The 21,328-nt window shown below is 39.3% G+C and carries 21 protein-coding genes, 1 tRNA gene and 1 pseudogene; 6 read left to right on the forward strand and 17 right to left on the reverse strand.

Annotated elements, in window-relative coordinates; all coding sequences use genetic code 11:
- Window positions 1-124 precede the first annotated feature (124 nt).
- From selA to LIN98_RS04375, 3 genes are read left to right on the forward strand one after another with little or no spacing between them, the layout of a single operon-like run.
- Window positions 125-1,519 carry an L-seryl-tRNA(Sec) selenium transferase gene (gene selA / locus LIN98_RS04365; protein ID WP_005546847.1) on the forward strand — a complete coding sequence of 465 codons (1,395 nt, stop codon included), beginning with the start codon at window positions 125-127 and terminating at the stop codon, window positions 1,517-1,519.
- Window positions 1,516-3,375, forward strand: coding sequence for a selenocysteine-specific translation elongation factor (gene selB / locus LIN98_RS04370; RefSeq protein WP_005543542.1), 1,860 nt, complete (start codon window positions 1,516-1,518; stop codon window positions 3,373-3,375). Before selA ends, selB begins: the two co-directional genes overlap by 4 nt.
- Before the next feature lie 45 nt (window positions 3,376-3,420).
- Window positions 3,421-4,323, forward strand: a complete 903-nt coding sequence (locus LIN98_RS04375) for a DUF3298 and DUF4163 domain-containing protein (RefSeq protein ID WP_014167622.1) — start codon at window positions 3,421-3,423, stop codon at window positions 4,321-4,323.
- A gap of 38 nt (window positions 4,324-4,361) precedes the next feature.
- Here LIN98_RS04375 and LIN98_RS04380 read toward each other — a convergent pair whose 3' ends face one another.
- Entirely contained in the window at window positions 4,362-4,673 is a 312-nt protein-coding gene (locus LIN98_RS04380) for a hypothetical protein (protein WP_005546842.1), read from the reverse strand.
- A 140-nt stretch (window positions 4,674-4,813) separates the two neighbouring features.
- A pseudogene (locus LIN98_RS04385) lies at window positions 4,814-5,095 on the reverse strand (pseudouridine synthase); the annotation flags it as partial.
- 409 nt (window positions 5,096-5,504) lie between these two features.
- On the opposite strand from LIN98_RS04385, the gene LIN98_RS04390 reads away from it, so the two are divergent.
- The 3 genes from LIN98_RS04390 to LIN98_RS04400 all read left to right on the forward strand — a co-directional run bounded on the left by LIN98_RS04390 (window position 5,505) and on the right by LIN98_RS04400 (window position 8,227).
- On the forward strand, window positions 5,505-7,007 hold the full coding sequence (locus tag LIN98_RS04390; RefSeq protein WP_249856170.1) for a sodium-dependent transporter: 1,503 nt from the start codon (window positions 5,505-5,507) through the stop codon (window positions 7,005-7,007).
- Between the two features lies 1 nt (window position 7,008).
- Window positions 7,009-7,101 carry a methionine/alanine import family NSS transporter small subunit gene (locus LIN98_RS04395; protein WP_005577959.1) on the forward strand — a complete coding sequence of 31 codons (93 nt, stop codon included), beginning with the start codon at window positions 7,009-7,011 and terminating at the stop codon, window positions 7,099-7,101.
- 889 nt (window positions 7,102-7,990) lie between these two features.
- Window positions 7,991-8,227, forward strand: coding sequence for a transposase (locus LIN98_RS04400; RefSeq protein ID WP_249856171.1), 237 nt, complete (start codon window positions 7,991-7,993; stop codon window positions 8,225-8,227).
- 629 nt (window positions 8,228-8,856) lie between these two features.
- Here the strand turns inward: LIN98_RS04400 and LIN98_RS04405 are convergent.
- The 15 genes from LIN98_RS04405 to LIN98_RS04475 all read right to left on the reverse strand — a co-directional run bounded on the left by LIN98_RS04405 (window position 8,857) and on the right by LIN98_RS04475 (window position 20,765).
- Window positions 8,857-8,933 (reverse strand) — tRNA-Ile (locus LIN98_RS04405).
- Window positions 8,934-9,202: 269 nt separating this feature from the next.
- Complete coding sequence (locus tag LIN98_RS04410) at window positions 9,203-10,843, reverse strand: pilus assembly protein TadG-related protein (protein ID WP_014167624.1); 1,641 nt, start codon at window positions 10,841-10,843, stop codon at window positions 9,203-9,205.
- A gap of 15 nt (window positions 10,844-10,858) precedes the next feature.
- Window positions 10,859-11,437 (reverse strand): tight adherence pilus pseudopilin TadF, encoded by a 579-nt coding sequence (gene tadF / locus LIN98_RS04415; RefSeq protein ID WP_033002214.1) that lies wholly within the window; start codon window positions 11,435-11,437, stop codon window positions 10,859-10,861.
- Window positions 11,438-11,506: 69 nt separating this feature from the next.
- Window positions 11,507-12,082, reverse strand: coding sequence for a TadE/TadG family type IV pilus assembly protein (locus tag LIN98_RS04420; RefSeq protein WP_249856172.1), 576 nt, complete (start codon window positions 12,080-12,082; stop codon window positions 11,507-11,509).
- A 14-nt stretch (window positions 12,083-12,096) separates the two neighbouring features.
- Complete coding sequence (locus LIN98_RS04425) at window positions 12,097-12,858, reverse strand: tetratricopeptide repeat protein (protein WP_005566006.1); 762 nt, start codon at window positions 12,856-12,858, stop codon at window positions 12,097-12,099.
- A complete protein-coding gene (locus LIN98_RS04430) occupies window positions 12,848-13,714 on the reverse strand; it encodes a type II secretion system F family protein (protein ID WP_005566008.1) in 867 nt (288 codons plus the stop codon). The genes LIN98_RS04425 and LIN98_RS04430 overlap by 11 nt, the downstream gene beginning before the upstream one ends.
- Window positions 13,711-14,598 carry a type II secretion system F family protein gene (locus tag LIN98_RS04435; RefSeq protein WP_005566009.1) on the reverse strand — a complete coding sequence of 296 codons (888 nt, stop codon included), beginning with the start codon at window positions 14,596-14,598 and terminating at the stop codon, window positions 13,711-13,713. The genes LIN98_RS04430 and LIN98_RS04435 overlap by 4 nt, the downstream gene beginning before the upstream one ends.
- Entirely contained in the window at window positions 14,598-15,878 is a 1,281-nt protein-coding gene (locus LIN98_RS04440; RefSeq protein WP_014167627.1) for a TadA family conjugal transfer-associated ATPase, read from the reverse strand. Before LIN98_RS04440 ends, LIN98_RS04435 begins: the two co-directional genes overlap by 1 nt.
- A gap of 13 nt (window positions 15,879-15,891) precedes the next feature.
- Window positions 15,892-17,016, reverse strand: a complete 1,125-nt coding sequence (locus LIN98_RS04445) for a CpaE/TadZ family protein (protein WP_014167628.1) — start codon at window positions 17,014-17,016, stop codon at window positions 15,892-15,894.
- A 15-nt stretch (window positions 17,017-17,031) separates the two neighbouring features.
- Window positions 17,032-17,535 (reverse strand): RcpB protein, encoded by a 504-nt coding sequence (locus tag LIN98_RS04450; RefSeq protein ID WP_005572885.1) that lies wholly within the window; start codon window positions 17,533-17,535, stop codon window positions 17,032-17,034.
- A complete protein-coding gene (locus LIN98_RS04455) occupies window positions 17,532-18,914 on the reverse strand; it encodes a type II and III secretion system protein family protein (RefSeq protein WP_014167629.1) in 1,383 nt (460 codons plus the stop codon). Before LIN98_RS04455 ends, LIN98_RS04450 begins: the two co-directional genes overlap by 4 nt.
- Window position 18,915: 1 nt before the next feature.
- Entirely contained in the window at window positions 18,916-19,740 is an 825-nt protein-coding gene (locus LIN98_RS04460; RefSeq protein WP_148322048.1) for a flp operon protein C, read from the reverse strand.
- A gap of 51 nt (window positions 19,741-19,791) precedes the next feature.
- Window positions 19,792-20,220 carry an A24 family peptidase gene (locus tag LIN98_RS04465; protein WP_041915474.1) on the reverse strand — a complete coding sequence of 143 codons (429 nt, stop codon included), beginning with the start codon at window positions 20,218-20,220 and terminating at the stop codon, window positions 19,792-19,794.
- A 16-nt stretch (window positions 20,221-20,236) separates the two neighbouring features.
- Window positions 20,237-20,467 (reverse strand): Flp family type IVb pilin, encoded by a 231-nt coding sequence (locus LIN98_RS04470; RefSeq protein WP_041915475.1) that lies wholly within the window; start codon window positions 20,465-20,467, stop codon window positions 20,237-20,239.
- Between the two features lie 70 nt (window positions 20,468-20,537).
- Window positions 20,538-20,765 carry a Flp family type IVb pilin gene (locus LIN98_RS04475; RefSeq protein ID WP_053330353.1) on the reverse strand — a complete coding sequence of 76 codons (228 nt, stop codon included), beginning with the start codon at window positions 20,763-20,765 and terminating at the stop codon, window positions 20,538-20,540.
- Window positions 20,766-21,328 lie beyond the last annotated feature (563 nt).

Consider the following 21,328-nt stretch of genomic DNA (forward strand, 5'->3'; position numbering starts at 1 on the left):
AGAAAATGAGAAAAAAATTGGCGATAGTGTATCTAATGCGTAAGCAAAAGCAAGCAGGAAATCAGGTTTCGCGCCTTTTCGCCGCGATTTCATCCGCCAATTTCAGCGCATAAAAGGAATAATCATGTCAGCCCTTTACCAGGCCCTTCCCGCCGTCGATAAATTACTCAAAACCCCGCAGGGTGAGCAGCTGGTGGCAGAATTCGGTCACAGCGCCACCGTTAATATGTGCCGAGACCTGTTACAGCAGGCACGCGAACACATAAAACGCCACGAAAACCTACCGCACTTTTTGCAGAATACCGACGCCACTTTTCAGCACCTCAAGGAACAACTTCTGTTACAACAACAGGTGAACATCAAAACCGTCCACAATTTAACCGGCACGGTGCTGCACACCAATCTCGGACGCGCTTTGTGGTCGCCGGCGGCGCAACAGGCGGCGCTGGACGCCATGCAGGGCAATGTGGCGTTGGAATATGATTTAAGCGCGGGCGAGCGCAGCCATCGGGATAATTACATCAGTGCTTTAATGCAGCAACTGACGGGCGCGGAAGCCGCCTGCGTGGTGAATAACAATGCGGCAGCGGTCTTGCTGATGCTGGCGACCTTCGCCCAGGGCAAAGAAGTGATTATTTCCCGTGGCGAGCTGATTGAAATCGGCGGCGCGTTCCGCATTCCCGACATCATGGCGCAGGCGGGCTGCAAGCTGGTGGAAGTGGGCACGACCAACCGCACCCATTTAAAAGATTATCGTAACGCAATTAACGAAAATACTGCCTTTTTAATGAAAGTTCACAGCAGTAACTATCAAATTTGCGGTTTTACCCACAGCGTTGACGAGCAGGAATTGGCGGATTTGGGCAAAGAATTCGGCATTCCGGTCATCACCGATTTAGGCAGCGGCGCGCTCATGGATTTAAAACAATTCGGCTTGCCGGAAGAGCCCACCGTGCAGGAAAAATTGCAGCACGGCGTGGATTTGATTTCCTTCTCCGGCGACAAATTGCTGGGCGGCCCGCAAGCGGGCATTATTGTGGGCAAAAAAGCACTCATTCAACAGCTGCAGGCCCACCCGCTCAAACGCGTGCTGCGTTGCGATAAAGTCACTCTTGCCGGGCTGGAAGCTACCTTGCGCCTCTATTTACAGCCGGAAAAAATCACCGAAAAACTGACCGCACTTTTGTTGCTTACGCAACCCATGGAACGCTTACAGGCGCAGGCGGAGCAACTCAAAGTGCGGTTGGAAAATCGCTTAAATACCAATTATGTGATTGCCATTGAACCGAGCGAGGCACAAATCGGCAGCGGTTCGCAACCGTTGGCGCGAATTCCGTCGGTGGCGGTGACTATTGCGCCGGCAAGCGAAAAAACGCCGGCAAAAACCACCGCACTTTTCGCCCGTTTATTAGCCTTGCCGCAGCCGGTTATCGGGCGCATTGAGCGGGATAAAATTTGGTTGGATTTACACAGTTTGGCGAGCCTTGATCGCCTTCTAAACAGCTTGGAGACATTATGATTATCGTTACCTCCGGACACGTTGACCACGGCAAAACCGCCCTTTTGCAAGCCCTCACCGGCACCCATACGGCGCACTTGCCGGAAGAAAAGAAACGCGGCATGACCATTGATTTGGGCTACGCGTATTTGCCGTTCAACGATCAGATTCTCGGCTTTATTGATGTACCGGGACACGAGCATTTCCTCGCCAATATGCTGGCGGGGCTGGGCGGCATTCACTACGCCATGCTTATCGTTGCCGCCGACGAAGGCGTGCAGGCGCAAACCATCGAGCATTTAAGCATTTTAAGCCTGTTACAGTTACAGGAAATCATGGTGGTAATCACCAAAGCCGACCGCGCCGACGCGGTACAAATCGACGCGTTGGAAAATCAACTGCGCCAACAATATGCCGTATTGGCGAACAGCAAATTCTTCGTTACCTCTGCCATCACCGGTCAGGGCATTGACGCCTTGCGCGATTATTTGGCGCAGTTGGCGGAATTGTCGGAAGTGGATAAACCTTTCCGTTACGCCATCGACCGTATTTTCACCATTAAAGGCGCCGGCACGGTCGTCACCGGCACGGCATTCGCGGGCAAAGTCAGCCTGGATGACGAACTGTATTTGAGCAACGGGCAAAAAGTGCGAGTGAAAAATATCCACGCACAAAACGAACAAAACTGTGTAGGCTTGGCAGGACAACGCTTGGCGTTAAATATTAACCTGGATTTCGACCGCACTTCCATTGAACGCGGCGATTGGCTGTTCTCCCAAACACCCGGCGAACCGACGGATCGCATCACCGTTTGGCTGGAAAGCCAAATGGCATTAAACGAAAGCCAGCCGGTGCATATTTATCACGCCGCATCGCACACCACGGGCAAACTCACCTTGTTACAACAACAAAAGCTCGCCCCGCAACAGTTGGCATTGGCGGAACTGATTTTGGAACAACCGCTGTTTTTGGCGTACGGCGACAAAATCATTCTGCGCAACAGCAATTCCACCGCCGTGCTTGGCGGTGCCAAAGTGATTGAAATCGATTCGCCGAAACGGCACAAACGCACGGAAGCGCGTTTCGATTATTTACGCCGCTTGATTCAGGCGGAAACGGCGCAAAAACGCACCGCACTTTATTTGCAAAATCACGCGGTGGAAGTGCAAAAGCTCATGTGGATTGAGCAGCTGACGGGCGTGCAACTGGACGCCATTCTGCAACAAAACGGCGATATTCGCTTCCAAAGCTGGTGTTTTAACGCCGATTATCGCGCCCAACAAACGGCAAAATTATTGACCGCACTTGCCCAATATCATGAACAACATCCTGATCAACTCGGCTTGGGCAAAGCCCGTTTGTATCGCATTGCAGCGCTGAATCAGCCGGAAAAATTGATTTACCATTTTATCGACGAATTATTGGCAGAAAATCAATTACAACACACCCGTGGCTGGCTACACACCGCCGATCATAAAATCCAATTTAGCGAACAAGAACGTGCATTATGGCAACAAGTTCTCGCCCAATTCGAGCAACATAACGGACAAGCCCTGTGGGTGCGCGATCTTGCCAATGCGTTAGGACAGGAAGAAAGCGCCATGCGCAATTTTCTCTATAAAGCCGGCAAACTGGGCTATTTAACCGCCGTGGTGAAAGACCGTTTCTTCCTCACGGAGAACATTTACACCTTCGCCCGTTTAATTAAACAACTGACCGCCGGAAAAGAAGGCTTTTCGGTGAACGAACTGCGCGACGCCTTACAATTCGGACGCAAAATGACTGTGCAACTGGTGGAATATTTCGACCGTTGCGGCTTCCTGCGCCGTAAAGTCAACATTCACGTTTTACGCGATGTGGACGTGTTTGATTTATAAAAGTGCGGTCATTATTTTTAACGTTTTTCAACAACAGGAGTTTCTATGAAAAAATTACTCATTGCCACGCTCATCGCCGGTAGCCTGATGCTGACCGCCTGCGACGATAAAGAAAAAACTGCGCTCAGCGAGCAAATGCAAAAACAGGCACAAACCATTGAACAACTCAATGAGCAGGTGAAGACATTAGAGAAACAAGTGCTGGATTTAGCCGAAAATCAAACGATTCGGGTGGAGCCGGAAGTGCTGTTTGAAAAATCGGAAACCATCAAATTTGATAAAAAATCCGCCGACAGTTATACGCCGGAAAGCGGCGAAGTGAAAGTCAACGTAAAAACTTTAAAAACCGGCGAAGATTGGTTAACGGATTTATTATTAAATGAATTAATCCGACAATTCACCGCAAGCGGTCAAGTCAAAATCGAGAATAAACAACAACTTGTGGAATGGCTACAAGCGCTTTACACGGACAGCGTTAAAGAAGTTAAAGATAACGAAATGATTGGCAGCAGCACCGAATTCAGTGTGAAATATCTCGGACAACGGGAAAACATCGCCACCTTCACCATCAGTTATTCCGGCTATTCCGGCGGTGCGCACGGTATGTATTCCACCCAATTCCTTAACATTGATTTGGCGAAAAAAGCCTTGCTGGATATTGATGATGTCATCAATCCGGAACAGCATCAAAAACTAAAAGACCTCTTATGGGATGCTTACCGCGACAGTAATAATGAAGCGGAACCTTTTACCCAGAAAGACGGGGGATTTTACGTGCCAAAAGATTTTTACTTCTCCCGCAATGGCGTTACTTTCGTTTACCCGCCTTATGCCATCGGCAGTTTTTCGGAAGGGGAAAAAGAGCTGACGATTTATTGGTGGCAGTTGAAAGAAAACGACTTGATCAACCCGCAATTTAGCGCTTTAGCAAAATCGGTTATCGAATAACCTAACAAAAATCCCCAAGCGCGAACTTGGGGATTTTTTTAATTTTCCAGTTCCAAACTCACCACGTTCGGGTCGTTTTTCAGCAATAAATACAACTCCTGAATGGTGGCTTTATCGTTGATAGAACAGCGAATGGTCAGTTTGGTTTCGCCGTTGGGCTGATCTTTCACGTTGATGTTTTCGATGGAATGATTGTTGTTATGCAACAACTGCACGAATTGCGCAATGGCATTGGGTGAAAGCAATGTGGCGTTGATTCGTGTTTTTTTCTTTTTATCGCGATGGCGCACCCAATTATGCACATACGGGCTTAAACGAATGGCGATTAAAATCATGATGGTGGCGACCATGGCGTCGAAATAAAACCCCGCGCCGGAAGCAATGCCGATACCTGCCGCCGCCCAGAATCATCGCAAACGCCATTTTGGCGAAAATAAAAAAGTGGCTGTCGCGCGCCGACGCTTCAATAAAATTTAATAAATTATTCATGTTAAATCGTTAATTTAAGTAATTGATACAGTTCTCTTAGTTCGTTTTGAGTTAAAGTGCGGTAGGTTTTCGGCATCAAATTTTGCAGGTTGAATCCCGCTAATTGATAACGAATCAGACGTAACGTCGGAAACCCGATATGCGCCGTCATTCTGCGCACCTGCCGATTGCGCCCTTCATCAATCTTCACTTCCAGCCACGCGGTGGGAATATGTTTGCGTTCGCGAATAGGCGAAATGCGTTGCCATAAAAAATCCGGTTCGGAAATCAACCGCACTTTTGCAGATTTTCGCCTCGTTTTTTTGTCGCTGAAGAGATGTCGGTTGCATAAGATTTAAGTAAGTTAAAGCTTAAACATACTCTACACCAAATTCACAGAAAGTTTAAATTTCCCTCATTTTAATTGAACTGATTGCAAATTTTTCTTTTTAGCGTTTTATTCGGTATTGTATGGACTTTTCCGCTGGTTTAAATCGCTTTTTATTAAAATTTATTTTTTTATTCTAAAAGCAAATAAATCAAACAGAATAAAAATCTAAAAAATAAAAATTATTCATCAAAAAATAACGTAAATTTTATAAAATTAGTGATTTATCTCTATTGACTCCTGTTTTTATTAGTCTATATTGAGCGCCTAACCTTTTTTAACCTTTCCATTTTTAACTTCATTTATAACTTTCATAGGTGTTCGTATGACACACACAACACAAAAACGCGAAACCTTCTCCGGACGACGGGCATTTATTTTTGCCGCTATCGGTTCGGCAGTCGGTCTGGGCAATATCTGGCGTTTTCCCTATGTAACCTACGAAAACGGCGGCGGTGCCTTTATCATTCCTTACATCGTGGCATTATTAACCGCAGGGATCCCGTTATTGTTTTTAGATTATGCCATCGGGCATAAATTCCGTGCCTCTCCACCATTGGCATACCGCAAACTCAAAACCGGTTTTGAAACATTCGGTTGGTGGCAAGTGATGATTAACGTGATCATCGGGCTTTATTACGCCGTCATCCTCGGCTGGGCGGCAAGTTATACCTATTATTCCGTTACTTCCGCCTGGGGCAGCAACCCTGTCGATTTCTTCCTGCACGAACACATTAAAATGGCAGATGAAGTGGCGTTAAATCTGGATTTCGTCGGCACGGTTGTTGGTCCGTTACTTGCCGTTTGGCTAATTACTTTATTGATTTTATCCCTCGGTGTACAAAAAGGTGTTGCGCGCACTTCTGTGATTTTTATGCCAATTTTAGTCATCATGTTTGTCACTTTAATGGTTTATTCCTTATTTTTACCGGGCGCAGAAAAAGGGTTGGATGCCCTGTTCTCGCCGGATTGGGATAAATTAAAAGACCCGAGCGTCTGGATTGTCGCTTACGGACAAATATTCTTCTCCCTTTCCATTTGTTTCGGTATTATGGTGACCTATGCTTCCTATTTGAAAAAACAATCGGACTTAACCGGCGCCGGTTTGGTGGTAGGCTTTGCCAACAGCAGTTTTGAAGTGTTGGCCGGTATCGGCGTATTCTCCGCCTTAGGTTTCATTGCCGCTGCCAACGGACACGATGTGAGCGAAGTAGCAAAAGGCGGTATAGGCCTCGCCTTCTTTGCCTTCCCAACCATCATTAACCAAGCGCCATTAGGGCAATTATTAGGCGTGCTATTCTTCGGTTCTTTGGTTTTCGCAGGCTTAACCTCCTTTATTTCCGTATTGGAAGTGATTATTTCCGCCGTCCAGGACAAATTACGTCTACGCCGCGTCCATGCCACGTTTTTAGTGGGTTTACCAATGATGGTGGCTTCTACGCTCTTATTTAGCACCACCGCCGGTTTACCGATGCTCGATACCATGGATAACTTTGTGAACATGTTTGGTATCGTCGCTGTAGCATTCTTCTCCTTATTTTCCATTATCATGAGCGGCAGATTAAAAGAATTGGGCGAACACTTAAACGAAACCGGCTCTTTCAAAGTGGGCATGATTTGGAAAGCTTTTATCGTCATCACCACCAGTGTACTGGCTTTCATGCTATACAAAGAAGCCGGCAAAGTGCTCACCAAAGGCTACGAAGGCTATCCGGACCAGTTCGTCAACACCTTCGGCTGGGGCATGGCAATCGCTTTGGTGATCATCGCATTCCTGCTTTCCCGCCTGCCGTGGAAACACTTAACGCAAACACAAGGAGAAAAATAAGATGTCAACCAACGCAATTATCATGATGGCTGTTGCACTTATCATCATTTGGGGCGGGTTATTAGTGTCTGTTATCAGATTACCGAAAGAATAACTGTACGAATCCATTCCGGTGTCTTTGGCAACGTATCCGCAACATTTGTCCTATTAATAGTGTGAGCGTGTTTTGTTTATGTTCATATAACAGTCTAACTTTCAGAAACACCTCAAAAAAACAGTCTGATAAACCAATTAAAACTTGCGGAAGGAAAACCTCATGATCACCCAACATTCAAACAACAATGTGTTGATTTAATGCTTAAACAAAATCATATCATATTCCAGGTCAGCAAAATGAATTAGTCAGCACGTCGGCATTGTAACGCTGAATAATAAAGCGACAAGGTATAACGTCAGACAAATTGGATGTTATTTTGAGATTCATCGTTCCACTCTGTTTAGTTGTAAGAAAGCCAAATCGAATTAGAGCGTATCAGGACATTCAAACGAAAATTATCTGTCTGCTTCCAGAGAATAGGGAAATTTACGGTTCACGTCGGTTAACTTGGACATTATGGCAAATGGGGTAGAAAATAGGGCGTGATAAAACCCGTAAACTGATGATGGATTTACGATTGAGGTCCCATTATACGCGTCAGAAGTTTTATTGGCATAGTAGACAAAATAGTTGGTAAAAAGTGGGTTAAGACTTTATAGCACGAGGCTTTAACCCACTTTTTTGAATTTATGAACAAAAAAATGCATTTTTTGCCAACATAGCCCGCTTCAAAAGTATGGCACACAAAATCATCTTTAGCGCTATAAATGCCCGCACTGCAATAAAGTGTTTTCTTTCAAAAGTAAACTTAATCCAATCCAAATTTGGGAAGATTATGAGAAGGGAAAACAAACCTACAAAAAATTAGCCGAAAAATATCACTGCCATCCAACGTTATCTTGATAAAGCGCTTAAAACCACGCTAAATCCTCCTCAACAACGTCAATTGAATATCCTTGCCGACGTCACCTTCTTTGGTCGGGATTTCGGTGTGCTTGTGCTGTTAGATTCGTTGTCGGGAAAAGTGATTTATCACCAAATCGTGAAAACCGAAAAAGACATTTATTATAAAATGGCATTTAATCGGCTAAGAGAAAAAGGTTATGTTATTCAATTGATTACCTGCGACGGTAGACGGGGAGTATTAAAGGATTTGTTCAACATACCGATACAAATGTGCTAATTTCATATGGTAGCAATCGCCATGAGGGCATTGCGTAATAAGCATCAATCTGAGGCGGGGAAAGCCTTAAAGGTACTCGTCAGGACACTTAAAAAATAGCCATAAAAATGACTTTTATGTCCGGCTCTATTTGTGGTATCGGAATCATCAAACGTTTTTGACGGAACGCTCGGACAAGCCGAATGAAAAGGGTTATTTCCCTTATAAACACCATAATGTCAGAAGTGCGTATAGGAGCTCAAAAGCGATATATGAATTACTTATTTACGTTTGAACAATATGCTGATTTAAACATTGAAAAAACCACTAATCGGCTTGAGGGATTATTTAAAGAATTAAAACAAAAATTAACTGTGCATAATGGTTTAACAAGGAGGCGTAAAATAGTGTTTATTAAGGATTTTCTAAATAGAAAGAGTTGGTAAAACCAACTCTTTTGTCTACTATGCCTATTTTTAGTACCTAGAAAATCACTAAATTCCCCTGATAGGGTACTATATCAGGTACTAAAGGTAAAACTAAAATGAATCAAAAAAAGCATAATACACTATGGAAATGATTAAATATGTTAATTTATAAGTGGTTTTGGTTTGACTTGAATCAGAGTGAAGTAGTATGGATTAATATGTTGGTGCCCCCAACAGGACTTGAACCTGTGACCAATCGATTATGAGTCGACTGCTCTGACCGACTGAGCTATGGGGGCGGTGTGAGCGTAGAATTAAGGCGCGATTATAGGGAAATATCGGGGTAAAGTCCAGAATATTATGTGTTATTTAAAGTGCGGTTGCTTTTACCGGCGTTTTTAATGTTCAAAAACGTGGAAAAATTATTTGCCCTTTGAAAAGTCAGGTTGTTCCTTGTGATTTTAGCTGATTAGCTTTTGTGATGAGGTCATTTTTTTGATCGTATGTAGGGTAAAAGAAAACCGTCTTTTTGAGTAAAAGACGGTTTTAATTTTATTATTTACATACTTTATTGAAACAATTTCGGTTTTTGTGAAGATGAACGACCTACTTCTTCTTCAAAGCTGATGACTTGTTTAAAGGCCTCAAACAGTGCTTGCTTATTATTGACTGAGTAATATTGATCACCAACACATTGTTTCCATACTTCACGCTGCTCTTTAGGAGGATTGAAACCAAATGCTATAAAAGCAATTCGAGTTTCTACCTTAGGATAATTAGCGTCTTGTAAGCTGTCAATTTTTGCTTTGATTTTACCACATAATCCTGCCTTCATTAAATTAACTAATGTACTTGTAGACGGTATATTATCTTCCCCATCAGATAGTACCATAAGTATACGCCGGGTATTTGTACCAACTTTATTTGGTGCGGCCTCAGGATCACTGTTTTTATCTATTATAAGATTTGTACCAACGAAAACACCTGATGTGACTGCGGTTCCTCCTATTGGTTCGATTTTCTTTAATGCCTCTGATATTTTTCGGTTACTTTTATCAAACCAAGCTTGTGTTGTTTGTTTACCACGATTATCTTCCAAACAATAATAATTACTTGTATCGCTGTCTAGAGTAAAATCATAAGATTGTTTTTGCCCGTTAAATCTATCAATCTGAGCAATAGTTTTTGGAATATCTAGATTTTTATCAAGTAGTTTAAATCCGTCACGAATACTATCTTCTCCACGACGATAACCCCTCTTAAATTTAGCAGATATCTCCTCTTTTTGGGATATGACATAGTACGGGAGAGAACAATTGCGAGTTTCACCCATCTGGCGGGCACCGGCAGCAAAAGAAACAAAACCCATTCGATTATAAGGGCTTACATCGCCTTTATTTTGTTCTGGTAATAAAATTTTCTCAACTTCAGCAACAGCTTCCCTTAATGCATCAATCCTTCTATTTGGAAAGGGGGCATCTGGATGGTTTTGCTTACTATTATCGACCTTAATAGCCCATTTCATTGAACGGGAAAAATCGGTAACCAGCATTAAATCAATTGGGATCGTTATTTGTTTCTCTTTAACGGCGTAAGTTTTACCTGAATTAATGCCTACTCTTCCGTCATGTAGCTGACTACTACTCACCAAGGTTTGACTCCAAGGTAGCCAGAATTTTCGTTGCACAGAACCCTGCACCGCACAAGCAATGGATTTTGCTGTGCCATTTTTATTTTTCGGCTGAGTTTTTTCTTCTAAGCACTCTGCTAGGAATGGGTCTTTAATTGTTACCGGAGAATTATTTTTTTGACCCTTGCTATCATCGGAACGTAAATAAAGTTTAACTAATCCTTGTACTAATTCTTGGTTGCGCTTTTTCCATTGAGCCTGGACTTTTGCGCTTGAAAAATCTCTACCTTCACGTTCAATTTCTTGTTGAGAGACATTTTGTCTTTTTACATCAGAATGGTCTTTATTTTTCCGGTACTGATTGTCTTCAGCAATTAAAAGTAACGCCGCTTGATCCGTTGCTTGTGCCAAGCGGGCCTTATCTAACAATATCCCCGTGCCATCAACGGTAAAAGCAACGAACAGTAGCAATGGGAAAGCAAGCAGGGCTGTTATTATGGTGTATACACCATGTTCATTTTGCAAAAATTGTTTAACAGTGCTAAACAATTTAGCAGTTAGATTAAAATTTCTTTTCATAAAGCTCTCCTTAGATTATCGAGCAACTGCCAGTGAAGAGGAACTTAGCATACCAAATGACTGGTTTTCTTTGCGTGTTATTAAATTTTTAAAAAAGCTACCTGCTTCAACACAAAGTGTTACCTGATACAGTGGAATTTTTCTTTGGTTGTCAGGGTTTGCTGCTTCTGAGCGTGGTGACAAATAAGAGAGATTATTATCCAACTTACGATAAGGCTGGCAGGTACTTAGAGTCGTTAATGATTCAGGACTTTTTTTCTCTTCCCAGTGCTCAATAGTGACACCGACTTTATTTGGGCTGTCTTTATCTCCAAACAAAATAAGTTTTGCCATTTTTTCATATTCAGTTAAATCAGTACTTTTTAGTGGTTTGCTCCCATTATCATTGTATAGTTGATTACGTTCACGAAGAACATTGACCAGTGAGTATGAGGCATTGTCCAGTTTCCCTTGGGTCGTACGAACAATAACTAAGTCTGTTAAAAAAGCGAAAATAAATACTAAAAGTATAAGCATAAAAAGGAACTCAAGACTAACTGCGCCCCTTTTATTATGAAAAAATTTTTTAGTATTAGTGAGAATGTTTTTTTTCATGTTTTTATACCAGTGATTAGCCATCTGTGATTATATTATTTATGCTTTAAATAATTGTAAATTGCCTGATTATTTATTTGACCTGCCGGGATATTGGAATTTAGATCTATTAAATTCCTGTACGGCTACAAACTTACGTGACAATAAACCGCCAACACTATCCTTAGGTAAAAATGGCAGTGAAACCAGAAACTCATAATTGTAGGTCAATGAATATACAGCCAATGTTGCTAACCGACCATTGGGGGGTATAATCTTACCGTCTCTATCTTTAGTAGGCCGTCTAAACCTACCATCCAATAAAGACTTAACACAAGAACTCTCACTACCACAATCAACATATTTAACATCAATCTTGTAACCGCCATTTTTATCCAAACGGGCGAGATAACCTAAAGTTGAAGATTCTTGATAAACAAGCTGTTGTTTTAGAGCTTTCTCAAATTCTACCGCATAATCATTACCCTCTGCAGTTCTATTTTTAGCAATTCTTGCACTTTCAGTGATAGCCAAGTCCCAGTACGCAGTTGTAATAGATATACGACAGAATTCTAGAATTAGGAATACGACAAAGAAATAAAATACAACCGTCAAGGCAAACTCAACGGTTGATGCTCCCTTCTTATTCGATAGGAATTTTTTCATTATAGAACCTTTTTTTATCTGGCGATATTATTAGATACGCGTTCAGTTTTTTTGAGAGCATTAATTAAATCATCAGGAGATGTATTAATGTTTTCCTTCACAATAATATCTTTTGCGTAATCAATGTCATTATTTTTGATTAAAGCAAAGATTAGATTGTGTACTAAACGCTGTTCCCTAACCCCATTTAAATACTGAGGTAATAACAATGAAACGGCATTACGATAATCTCCGTTGACGATACTTAGCATAGCAAGATTGTTTACCGCTACAGCATCGTTTAAAAAATACTCGCGGGCTTTATTTATATCTTCGTTGGCTTTATTAGGATTTCCCATTAAGGCATAAGTCACACCACGAAGATTATAAACTTCCCCGTTTTTGGGAGATGTTGTTAATAAGCTGTTTTCGACTTCCAACGCTTCTTGATAGCGCTTGAGTTGATTTAAATTTCTTGCTTGTAGAACTTTGGCCTTTTCACTTAACTGCCCACTGTTTGTTAGCAACGGCTGTAAATAGAGTAGAGATGAATTACTGTCCCCTTTCTTGTAATAAATTTCAGATAATTTATAACGTGTGAGAGGATCTTCTTTATTTTTAAGTCCATCACGATACATAGTGATTAACGCATCGTTGTTGTTAGTACTCTGATAAAGTGCTTCTTTAGCAGCTAATTTATCAGCACTTAATGGTTTTTTATTGAGTACAGCAGAACATGCAGTAACAGATAAGATCATGCCGCACAATAGAACATTTTTAAGAGATTTAGAATACATGTGGAAATACCCTCATTACGCCTGGAGCTAGAATTAAAATAATAATTGGAAACATAATAAATAGAATCAAAGGGATACTCATTTTTGCTGACAGCGTACCAAGCTTTTCTTCTATAGCTAATAATTGAATTTCTCTAATATCAGTCGATAGTTGAATTAATTGATGATAAATAGAGGAACCAAAATTCAGACTTTGCTGCATTACAGTGCAAAACATCCTGATTTCCGTTGTTGGTAAAGACACAGAGAGATCCTGTAATGCTTGTGACATACCAGTAATTTCAGATTTACGAATAATACGTAACATAACATAAGTTAGATCAGGATTTAATGTTTTAAAGTCAGTTGCAACCTGTTTTAGTGCGGCCTCAATACTTATCCCTGTTTGTACATTAACAGCTACTAAATCAATGAATCCGGCTAAATCATTCATGATTTTTTTAATTTTAGCTTTCAAAATAGAACCAATTAAAACCCCAGGAATGACAATAGTTATTATTAATATAGTTAGAAAGCCAAGTAACAGAGATGAACTGTCGGTAGTTTCATCAGTAAATGAATAAAGATAGTAAACTCCAAAAAGCAAAAGCATGATCAACAATTTTACTTTTATATTTTTATCAATAATTCCGAGTACTTTTAAGATAGGATTATTATTAATTAGTAATAGTTCAAGTTCAATTTGCTGTTTGCTCTTATTTTTAGCTACTTCGTCACTATCTTGATCCTTAGGTCTTTCTCCAGTAATAACTTCCTTTCTATATTGGAATTTTTTTCTGGCTGAAAGTGCGGCAAACAATACAATAATACCAAAAATCGTTAATAGCGCATAAGATAATAATAGTTTAATCATCATGTTGACTTCCTCATCAACCACCAAATGATTCCCATACCGAAAAGTTCACTGCCAAAAACATAATAAAGCACGTATCTACCGGTAGGGTCATTAATTAAGAAATCAAAGTTTTCCGGCATAGCAAATTGCATAAAGAAAAAGAAACCGACAGGAAAACACGCTACAATTATAGCTGACATTCTAGCCTCTGATGTCATTGCTTTCTTTTTCTTCTCCATTTTATTGCTATCGGCAATTACACGACCTAAACGGGAAATAACCTCGCGTATCTGTCCGCCTTTACTTAAGTTGGTGCGTACAATAGTTATGAAGAAATAGAATTCCTTATATGGGTAACGATCATAGCTGTCTTCAAAAACTGAAACAGGATCCTCGCCTATTGCAATACGCTTATGGATACTCTTAAACTCCTCACCTAATTGACCGGTAAGATCCTTACCGCAGCGTTCTAATGCTTGTAATAAGCCAGCACCTGAAGTTGCCGCTGCATTGAGAATCTGAATTACCTCCGGAAACATTGCGTTGAATGTTTTTTTATTACGGTACTGACCAAGTTTCCAAATAAACAAAACAAATCCAACAAGAAAAATTAAGCAAAACACTAATCGATCAATATGAATATAAGCAACATTAATTACAAAAAAAGCAAAGAAAATAAAACAACTTATAACAATATTGCGAATCAAGTTTCTTTTATCACCTTTAGTAAAGTGATAATACCATAAACTAATTTTTGATTTGAGGCTCTTAAAAAAACTTGTTGTTCTACTTACAGAGGTATCATACTCATTAATTTTTCTTTTAGTGGAAAACCAACTACTTAAGGTATATATAAATAACAGCCCACCTATTGTTAGGACGGCATAATACAAATAATAATTCATTACTCAGCTTCTCCGAAGATACTTTGTAGTTCAGCACTCAGATTGAATACTTGAGCATTTTGGAATACAACAGAACGAGTTAGTAGTCCGTGATTAATAAACTCACCAAGAATTTTACCCTCTTTATCACGATATTTACTTGCCTTATAGGAAAATATATCCTGTAAAACGATTTGACCGTTTTCCATTCCCATAACCTCAGTGATATTCATAATTTTTCTTGAACCATCATTTAAACGGGACGCCTGCACTATTATGTTTACTGCTGAAGAGATATTACGGCGAATTGCCTCTAACGGTAGGGATGCATTCGACATCATAACCATACTTTCCAAGCGAGATGTTGCATCGCGAGGGCTATTTGCGTGCAACGTTGACATAGAACCATCGTGACCGGTATTCATTGCTTGTAACATTTGGAATGCTTCTCCACCACGGCATTCGCCCACAATAATACGCTCAGGACGCATACGCAATGCATTTATTACTAAGTCTTGCATAGTAACTTCGCCTGTATGCTCAACGCCGGCTAAACGCGTTTCCAGGCGTACAACATGAGGCTGTTCCAAACGCAGCTCGGCAGTATCTTCTAGTGTGATGACACGTTCGGTATGGGAAATATAGTTAGATAGCGCATTAAGTAAGGTTGTTTTACCAGATCCTGTACCACCTGACACAATTATATTTACCCGGGATCTGGCAGCAATAATTAAGAAATTCGCCATTTCGCGAGTCATAGAACCAAAATTTACAAGCTCTTGCAATGTTTTTTTATTCTTACTGAATTTACGAATAGAAATGGATGTGCCATCTAATGCAATCGGTGCAATAACAACATTTAAACGGCTGCCATCAGGTAGTCGGGAGTCCACTAGTGGACTACCATCATCAATACGGCGACCAACCCGAGCAACTAACCTTTTTGCAATATCAGTTAATTGTTCATTACTAACAAATTCTTTATCAGTTTTTTCCAGAATACCAGCACGTTCAACCCAGATGTCATTAGGGCCATTAACTAAAATATCATTTATAGTATCGTCAGCCATGAGATCTCGTAATGGTCCATAACCCTCAATCTCATCAGCAACAATTTCAGCCATAACTAGAGTATCGGCTGAGGTCAAATAAGCACCGCTTTTATTGGCAACACGGTTAACAATCTGAACCAGTTCGTTTACCAGTGAGCTTCTTTCACTTTGAAGTTCATCAATCTTTTCAATATCAAGATTACTTAGTACTTCACTTCTAAGTAAGATTTTTTGTTGTTTGGTCAGCATGTTTAGCCACTATTTACTGTTTAATGAGTTTTGAAAAAAATGAAGAAAATAAACTCTGTTTTTCTTTCGGCTTACTACTGCGAGATATTGCACCAATAACCTTTAACATTAATGAATTAATTTCCTTTTTACCATCACGACCTAAGTTAATACCTAATATGGTTTTTGTATTAGTGTTTTTAATATACGGGATTACGGCATCTATTGAAGAACCAATTAAAGTTTCTATATCATTTTTGGCCATTAACTTAGCTGATTCCATTCGATTATCAGAAATACAGACAAAAGTACGAATTGGTTTTCTCGAAGTGCCACGGATGCGCTCGCATTCATCTAGGAACTGCTTAGCTAAACGTAGCGAACCAATTCTTCTTTCTACAACTAATACGAAACTATTATAGTTTTCTAAAAAACCAATGAAATTATCCTTCTTAACATTATAGATAGGTTGATCGTAGATAATAAAATTGTATTTTTCAGTCGCCGCAGGTGTTAGCTCAAATAGACTCCCGTTAAATATGTCTAAATTCGGAGTATATTCAATAACATTACCTGATAGCTTTTTATCAAATAATAAATCTAAATCTTGAGAACCATTAGGGCCTTGGGCTAATAGCACTGGAATTTTTTTACTTGACACAATCTCATTAGCAATATGTGAACTAATTAAACTTGCGCCAATACCACCTTTACAACTTAATACAGCAATTTTAACAGTATCTCTTAAGCGAGGGATATCAGCACCTAAAATGATTTTCTCAACCATCTGACTTAACTGAGTATGCGAATTAAAGTAAAGGATGCCCTCATCTAGTAGTTTTTGTGATAAAGAGATGGAGTCACTATCACCGATAACACAACACCATACATTTTGTGGTACTATACTAAAAACTCGTTCGACAATAGTCTTTATGTTAGTCTCATGTGTGATATCAATAATAACCCCTACAGTGTCTTCTGCTGAAAATGAAATTTCATCAGATGAGGTGAAAAAATCCTTTTTAACAATCTCAATATTTTCAAGACCGCGAGTACGTAGAATTTGTGCAACTTCACCTTGGATATCATCACGGCTTGACACTATAGTAATAGTGCGAGCACTGTCTGCCGTGATTGTTTCTTGATCTAGTAATAACATAAAAAATACCTTCTATTAATACTTCAATTGAACACGCTGATTACTTTTAAGTGCACAAGAAGTCTCATTAGAATTCCAAAAAACTACTTCTCCGGTACGATATGCACAAGGTGCCGGTTTGGGCGCAATTTGAGCTACTTCAATATAGATTGGATATGTTTTTGCTTTATGTGCTTTTTTCTCTAAGTAAATAGATTTAGAGGTAATACCATTTTTAATCAATTTTGTACGAATTTTCATTGCGGCTTTCTTTGCCGTAGCATCACGCCAAATTATATTGATTTGCTTTTGGTTGTTACTACCTATATCACGAATAACGGAATTAAATAAATTACTATAACTGACATTAGAGTAATCCGGTAATACATAACGATCGACTAACTGTGTACGATTAAATTCACTATTTTGTACCGGTTGTGCAACAGTCGTATCGTTAACAAATTCACTGATTGCAAATGTTGTTACCGGGGCGGTAATTGAGGCCAATGCAATGGAGGCCGTGATAACTAATTTTCTCATTGTATGAACCCACTATTTTTTAAGAAGTTAGATGTTAATGTTTTGTAATAAACATTCTTTAACGGAGTCGTATGGAAGAATCTTTCCATTGTTCCGGTTTTTTCAAAATCAGGGTAAATAACATCTTTTTCATTTACCGGTTTTACTACATTTACTGTTGCCACGATAACTAACTCTTTTTTATCGCGCTCAGTTGTTGCACTACGGAAGAAAGAACCTAAAATTGGGATGTCTCCTAAAAGAGGAACTTTGTTTATACCTTCAAGGTCATTTGAGCTGAATAAGCCACCGATAATAAAACTTTCTCCGTTAGCTACCTCAAATAAAGATTTTGCTTTACGGGTATTAAAGAACGGAATATTCCCGATTCCATCAAAGTTATAGTTACCTGCAATAGTGCTTACTGTTTGATCTAAGGCTAAACGAATACGATTATTTTTTTGCAATTTAGCCGCAACAGCGAGTTTTATCCCAAACTCCTTATAGATAATTGTTGGTGAACCATCTCTATCCCGCTGTGCAAATGGGATTTCTCCCCCCACTAAGATATCGGCAGTTTCACCGGATAACATAGAAATGTTCGGTTCGGCCAGAACTTTACCATTACTTTGGTTATCTAAAGCATTAATAAAGGCAGAAATACCTTTCGCATCTAAACGTAATACACCTTGATTTCCATTGAATCCACCTCCGAAACCGAAGTTACCTCCGACTAATGGACCACTACCGGCAACGTGGCTCCAGTTAATGCCCATTGCCTCAGAAAGTTTTTTATTTACCTCTACAACAGAAAGCTTCACATTAATTTGGGTTGTATCGGCAATATTTGCGTTATCAACGACACCATCGTAATGATATTTGTCTAAGAATGGTAAAGAGTCTTCTCCTAATTTTGTTTCAGTAACCTTTCTACCACTTCCTAAAGCTTCTCCTACAATTCTGCGAACCTCATCGCTTTCTTCTTGAGAACGGGCTTTTCCCTCAATTACATAAGCCTTGCCTACTTTTTTTACAGATAGATTAGTATTTGGGAAACGGCTTTTAAGTTGTTTATTCGTGTCTGCAATACTGGTCACAACAGAATCAACATTAACAGTATCGGATGTTAAGGGACGACCATCTGCTCCGAAAGCAGTAACTTCTGTTCTACCTTCCTCCTTTGCGTAGATAATAAAGGTGTTGTCGTCTAAAATTTCATAGTCGGCAATATTTGGTGAAGAGACGAAAATAGTGTCGATCTTTTCTTTTGTTTGAACCAACTGGGTTGCACCTTTATCCAGAGAGAAATTTTGTGCGTACGCATTTAATGAGAACATTGCCCCGAGAACTGCACAGCATATTAATTGTTTTTTGCCAAAAGTATGATTCCAATTTTGCATCTTATTGACCTCTTAATTTTCTGATGAATACACCGCGTGAATCAACTTCTTGAGTATTATTTTCGGCAGGTAATATAACTAACTTTGATTCTCTATCCAGTGAATAGAATTTTTTTGCTTGTTCAGCAGTTATTTTTAGTGCTACATAACCAGCATATTCTTGATTGTTTGGAATCCCGTCTGCTGCCTTTTCAGCTTCAGGAGCACCTTGTTCTGTTGATTGAGTAAAGTTTCTTGCTTGTAAAACCAATACTTTACCTAAAATTTTAACTAAATCTTTACGATCATAAGTGTTGCGCGAATCTGAAGCAATTTGTTGGCTATAGATAGCAACATAGTCTCCACTTAAAATAGTATTTAGAATGTAATCATCACCAGATTTAACATAGATGCGATATGCAACTTCTTGATTCGGATCTAGGCTGGATGTAAAGAATCTAGGATCGTTCGGAGAGATAATAGATTTGTTGGATAGAAAAGAACCAGCTCTGACATTTTCTGCCATTAAATAGCCTTGTAATCCCTGAATACCATTTTTAGTCGTAGCCTCTCTTAGGTCATTGTCGACTAGTGCACTGTCTTCAGGGACAGAAATCTCATTTAAAATATAATCATCTGCCTGTAATAAATGACCTTTGCTTACGTCATTCTTTAACTCGGCAGTTAAAATTAGCTTTTCCGGTTTTTTCTCAGCTTCCGGAACCTGCTGATTATTTATTATTGTTTGTTGATTTTCAGTATTGTCAAATGTTGGCATAAACATAATGCCACCAATGCCAACCGCTAGCGTAAGCACTGAAATGATCAAGAGCGTTCTGTAATTCATTTTTTACCCTTAATTAAATTTTAACAAAGTAAAGTCTCCGCTCAATCAAAATTAATTTGATAGAGCCATGTTTATCATAAAGCCAAGGCTTATTGCTACGCCATAAGGCAATCCGTTTTCTTTAATTGATTCACGGAAAAATAACCAACCGATAATAATTAGTCCCAATCCGGCAAATGTTGTAAAGAAGAAAAAAGAAAAAATTTCGTCACTTGGAACGGCTAGCATTAGCACCGAAGCAAGCTTAATATCTCCTGCACCTATGAAGTGCAAAGAAAACAGTAAAAATCCGATAATAAGTGTACATAAGGCGGGAATAACAAAGATAGTCTGATATTTTAATAAACTGAACGGAATAATGACGAATAACAGAAACAAAACGACTCGGTTACTAATAATCCGAGAACGAATGTCAGTTACAGATAAAGTAGTCAGCAGTAAGATCGTTATGACTACTAAAGTATTAATAAGCCAGTTCATTTTTTTATCATTTTTCTTAGCTACTTTTGCTAACTATGGCGTCAGAGACAGTGGTCGTTAAATCCGAGAACTTACCTGACAACGCCTTAATAAAGCTGTTATCCTCGACTAAAACGGCGACTACAAAAACAGCAATAGCCACAGCAATTAGCCCATACTCAACAGAAGTAATCCCTTGTCGATTTCTGTAAAACTTACACGAAAAAAAGACTACTTGACGATAAAAGTAATCCAGTAAATCCATCATAATTAATTCTAATATAGAGTGTAGAATAGCTCTATTAGTCAGAGCTATTCTATTTTGCTAGTTTTACGTTTTATTTACTAACGCTCGCACTTGATACTGTCTTAGTCAAATCATTGAACTTGTTTTGTAAGCCCTTAATAAAACCATTGTCGCTGTAGAATACAGCAACGATTAACACGGCAACAGCAATGGCGATCAAACCGTATTCAATTGCAGTCACACCTGCTTGATTTTTTTTGAAAGAACGGATTGCTTCGGTTGCTTTGATGTATGCTTTCGTAATTAAGGTATTTAACATTGTCTTAATGCTCCTTTGTTGTTTATAGAAAATAAAATTCAAGAATCCTTGAGTTTGAACTTAATGTCATTTATTTAATAATCTTGTGGAATTAAATAAACGAGTGGCATATAGTCCTGAAAAATTAAAATGCAAGTTTTTTAGAATAATAAATTCACTACGTATATGTATGTATTGTGATTGCGAAAATTTTTAATTAACAGTATGTTAAGGGTTATTGTAAATGAGCTATTTCTACTTTCCCTATTGATTTTACAGTAAATTTACAACTTTTAACTTTAATTACAAAAAATACTTAAATATGTGTGGATTTAGAGATGTCGCGATTTATTTCTTTTTCCTTGTAGGAAAGTTGTATTTTTTACGCTTTTTTAACTTAACTAAATCAAATTTTGTTGTTTTTCTAAAAAGTATATTTTATGGAAGAGCAATTTTATTGCGTCTAGTCTCTTTCGATGCAAATTGTGCTATATTGTCTGCTACTTTTTTGTTCACTTTTGAGGCAGGGTTTTGAACAAACAATTTAACCGAACTTTCACTCTTGAATCGCAAGATAGCAAGCG

This window comes from Aggregatibacter actinomycetemcomitans, from assembly GCF_023518055.1.
Lineage (GTDB): Bacteria > Pseudomonadota > Gammaproteobacteria > Enterobacterales > Pasteurellaceae > Aggregatibacter > Aggregatibacter actinomycetemcomitans.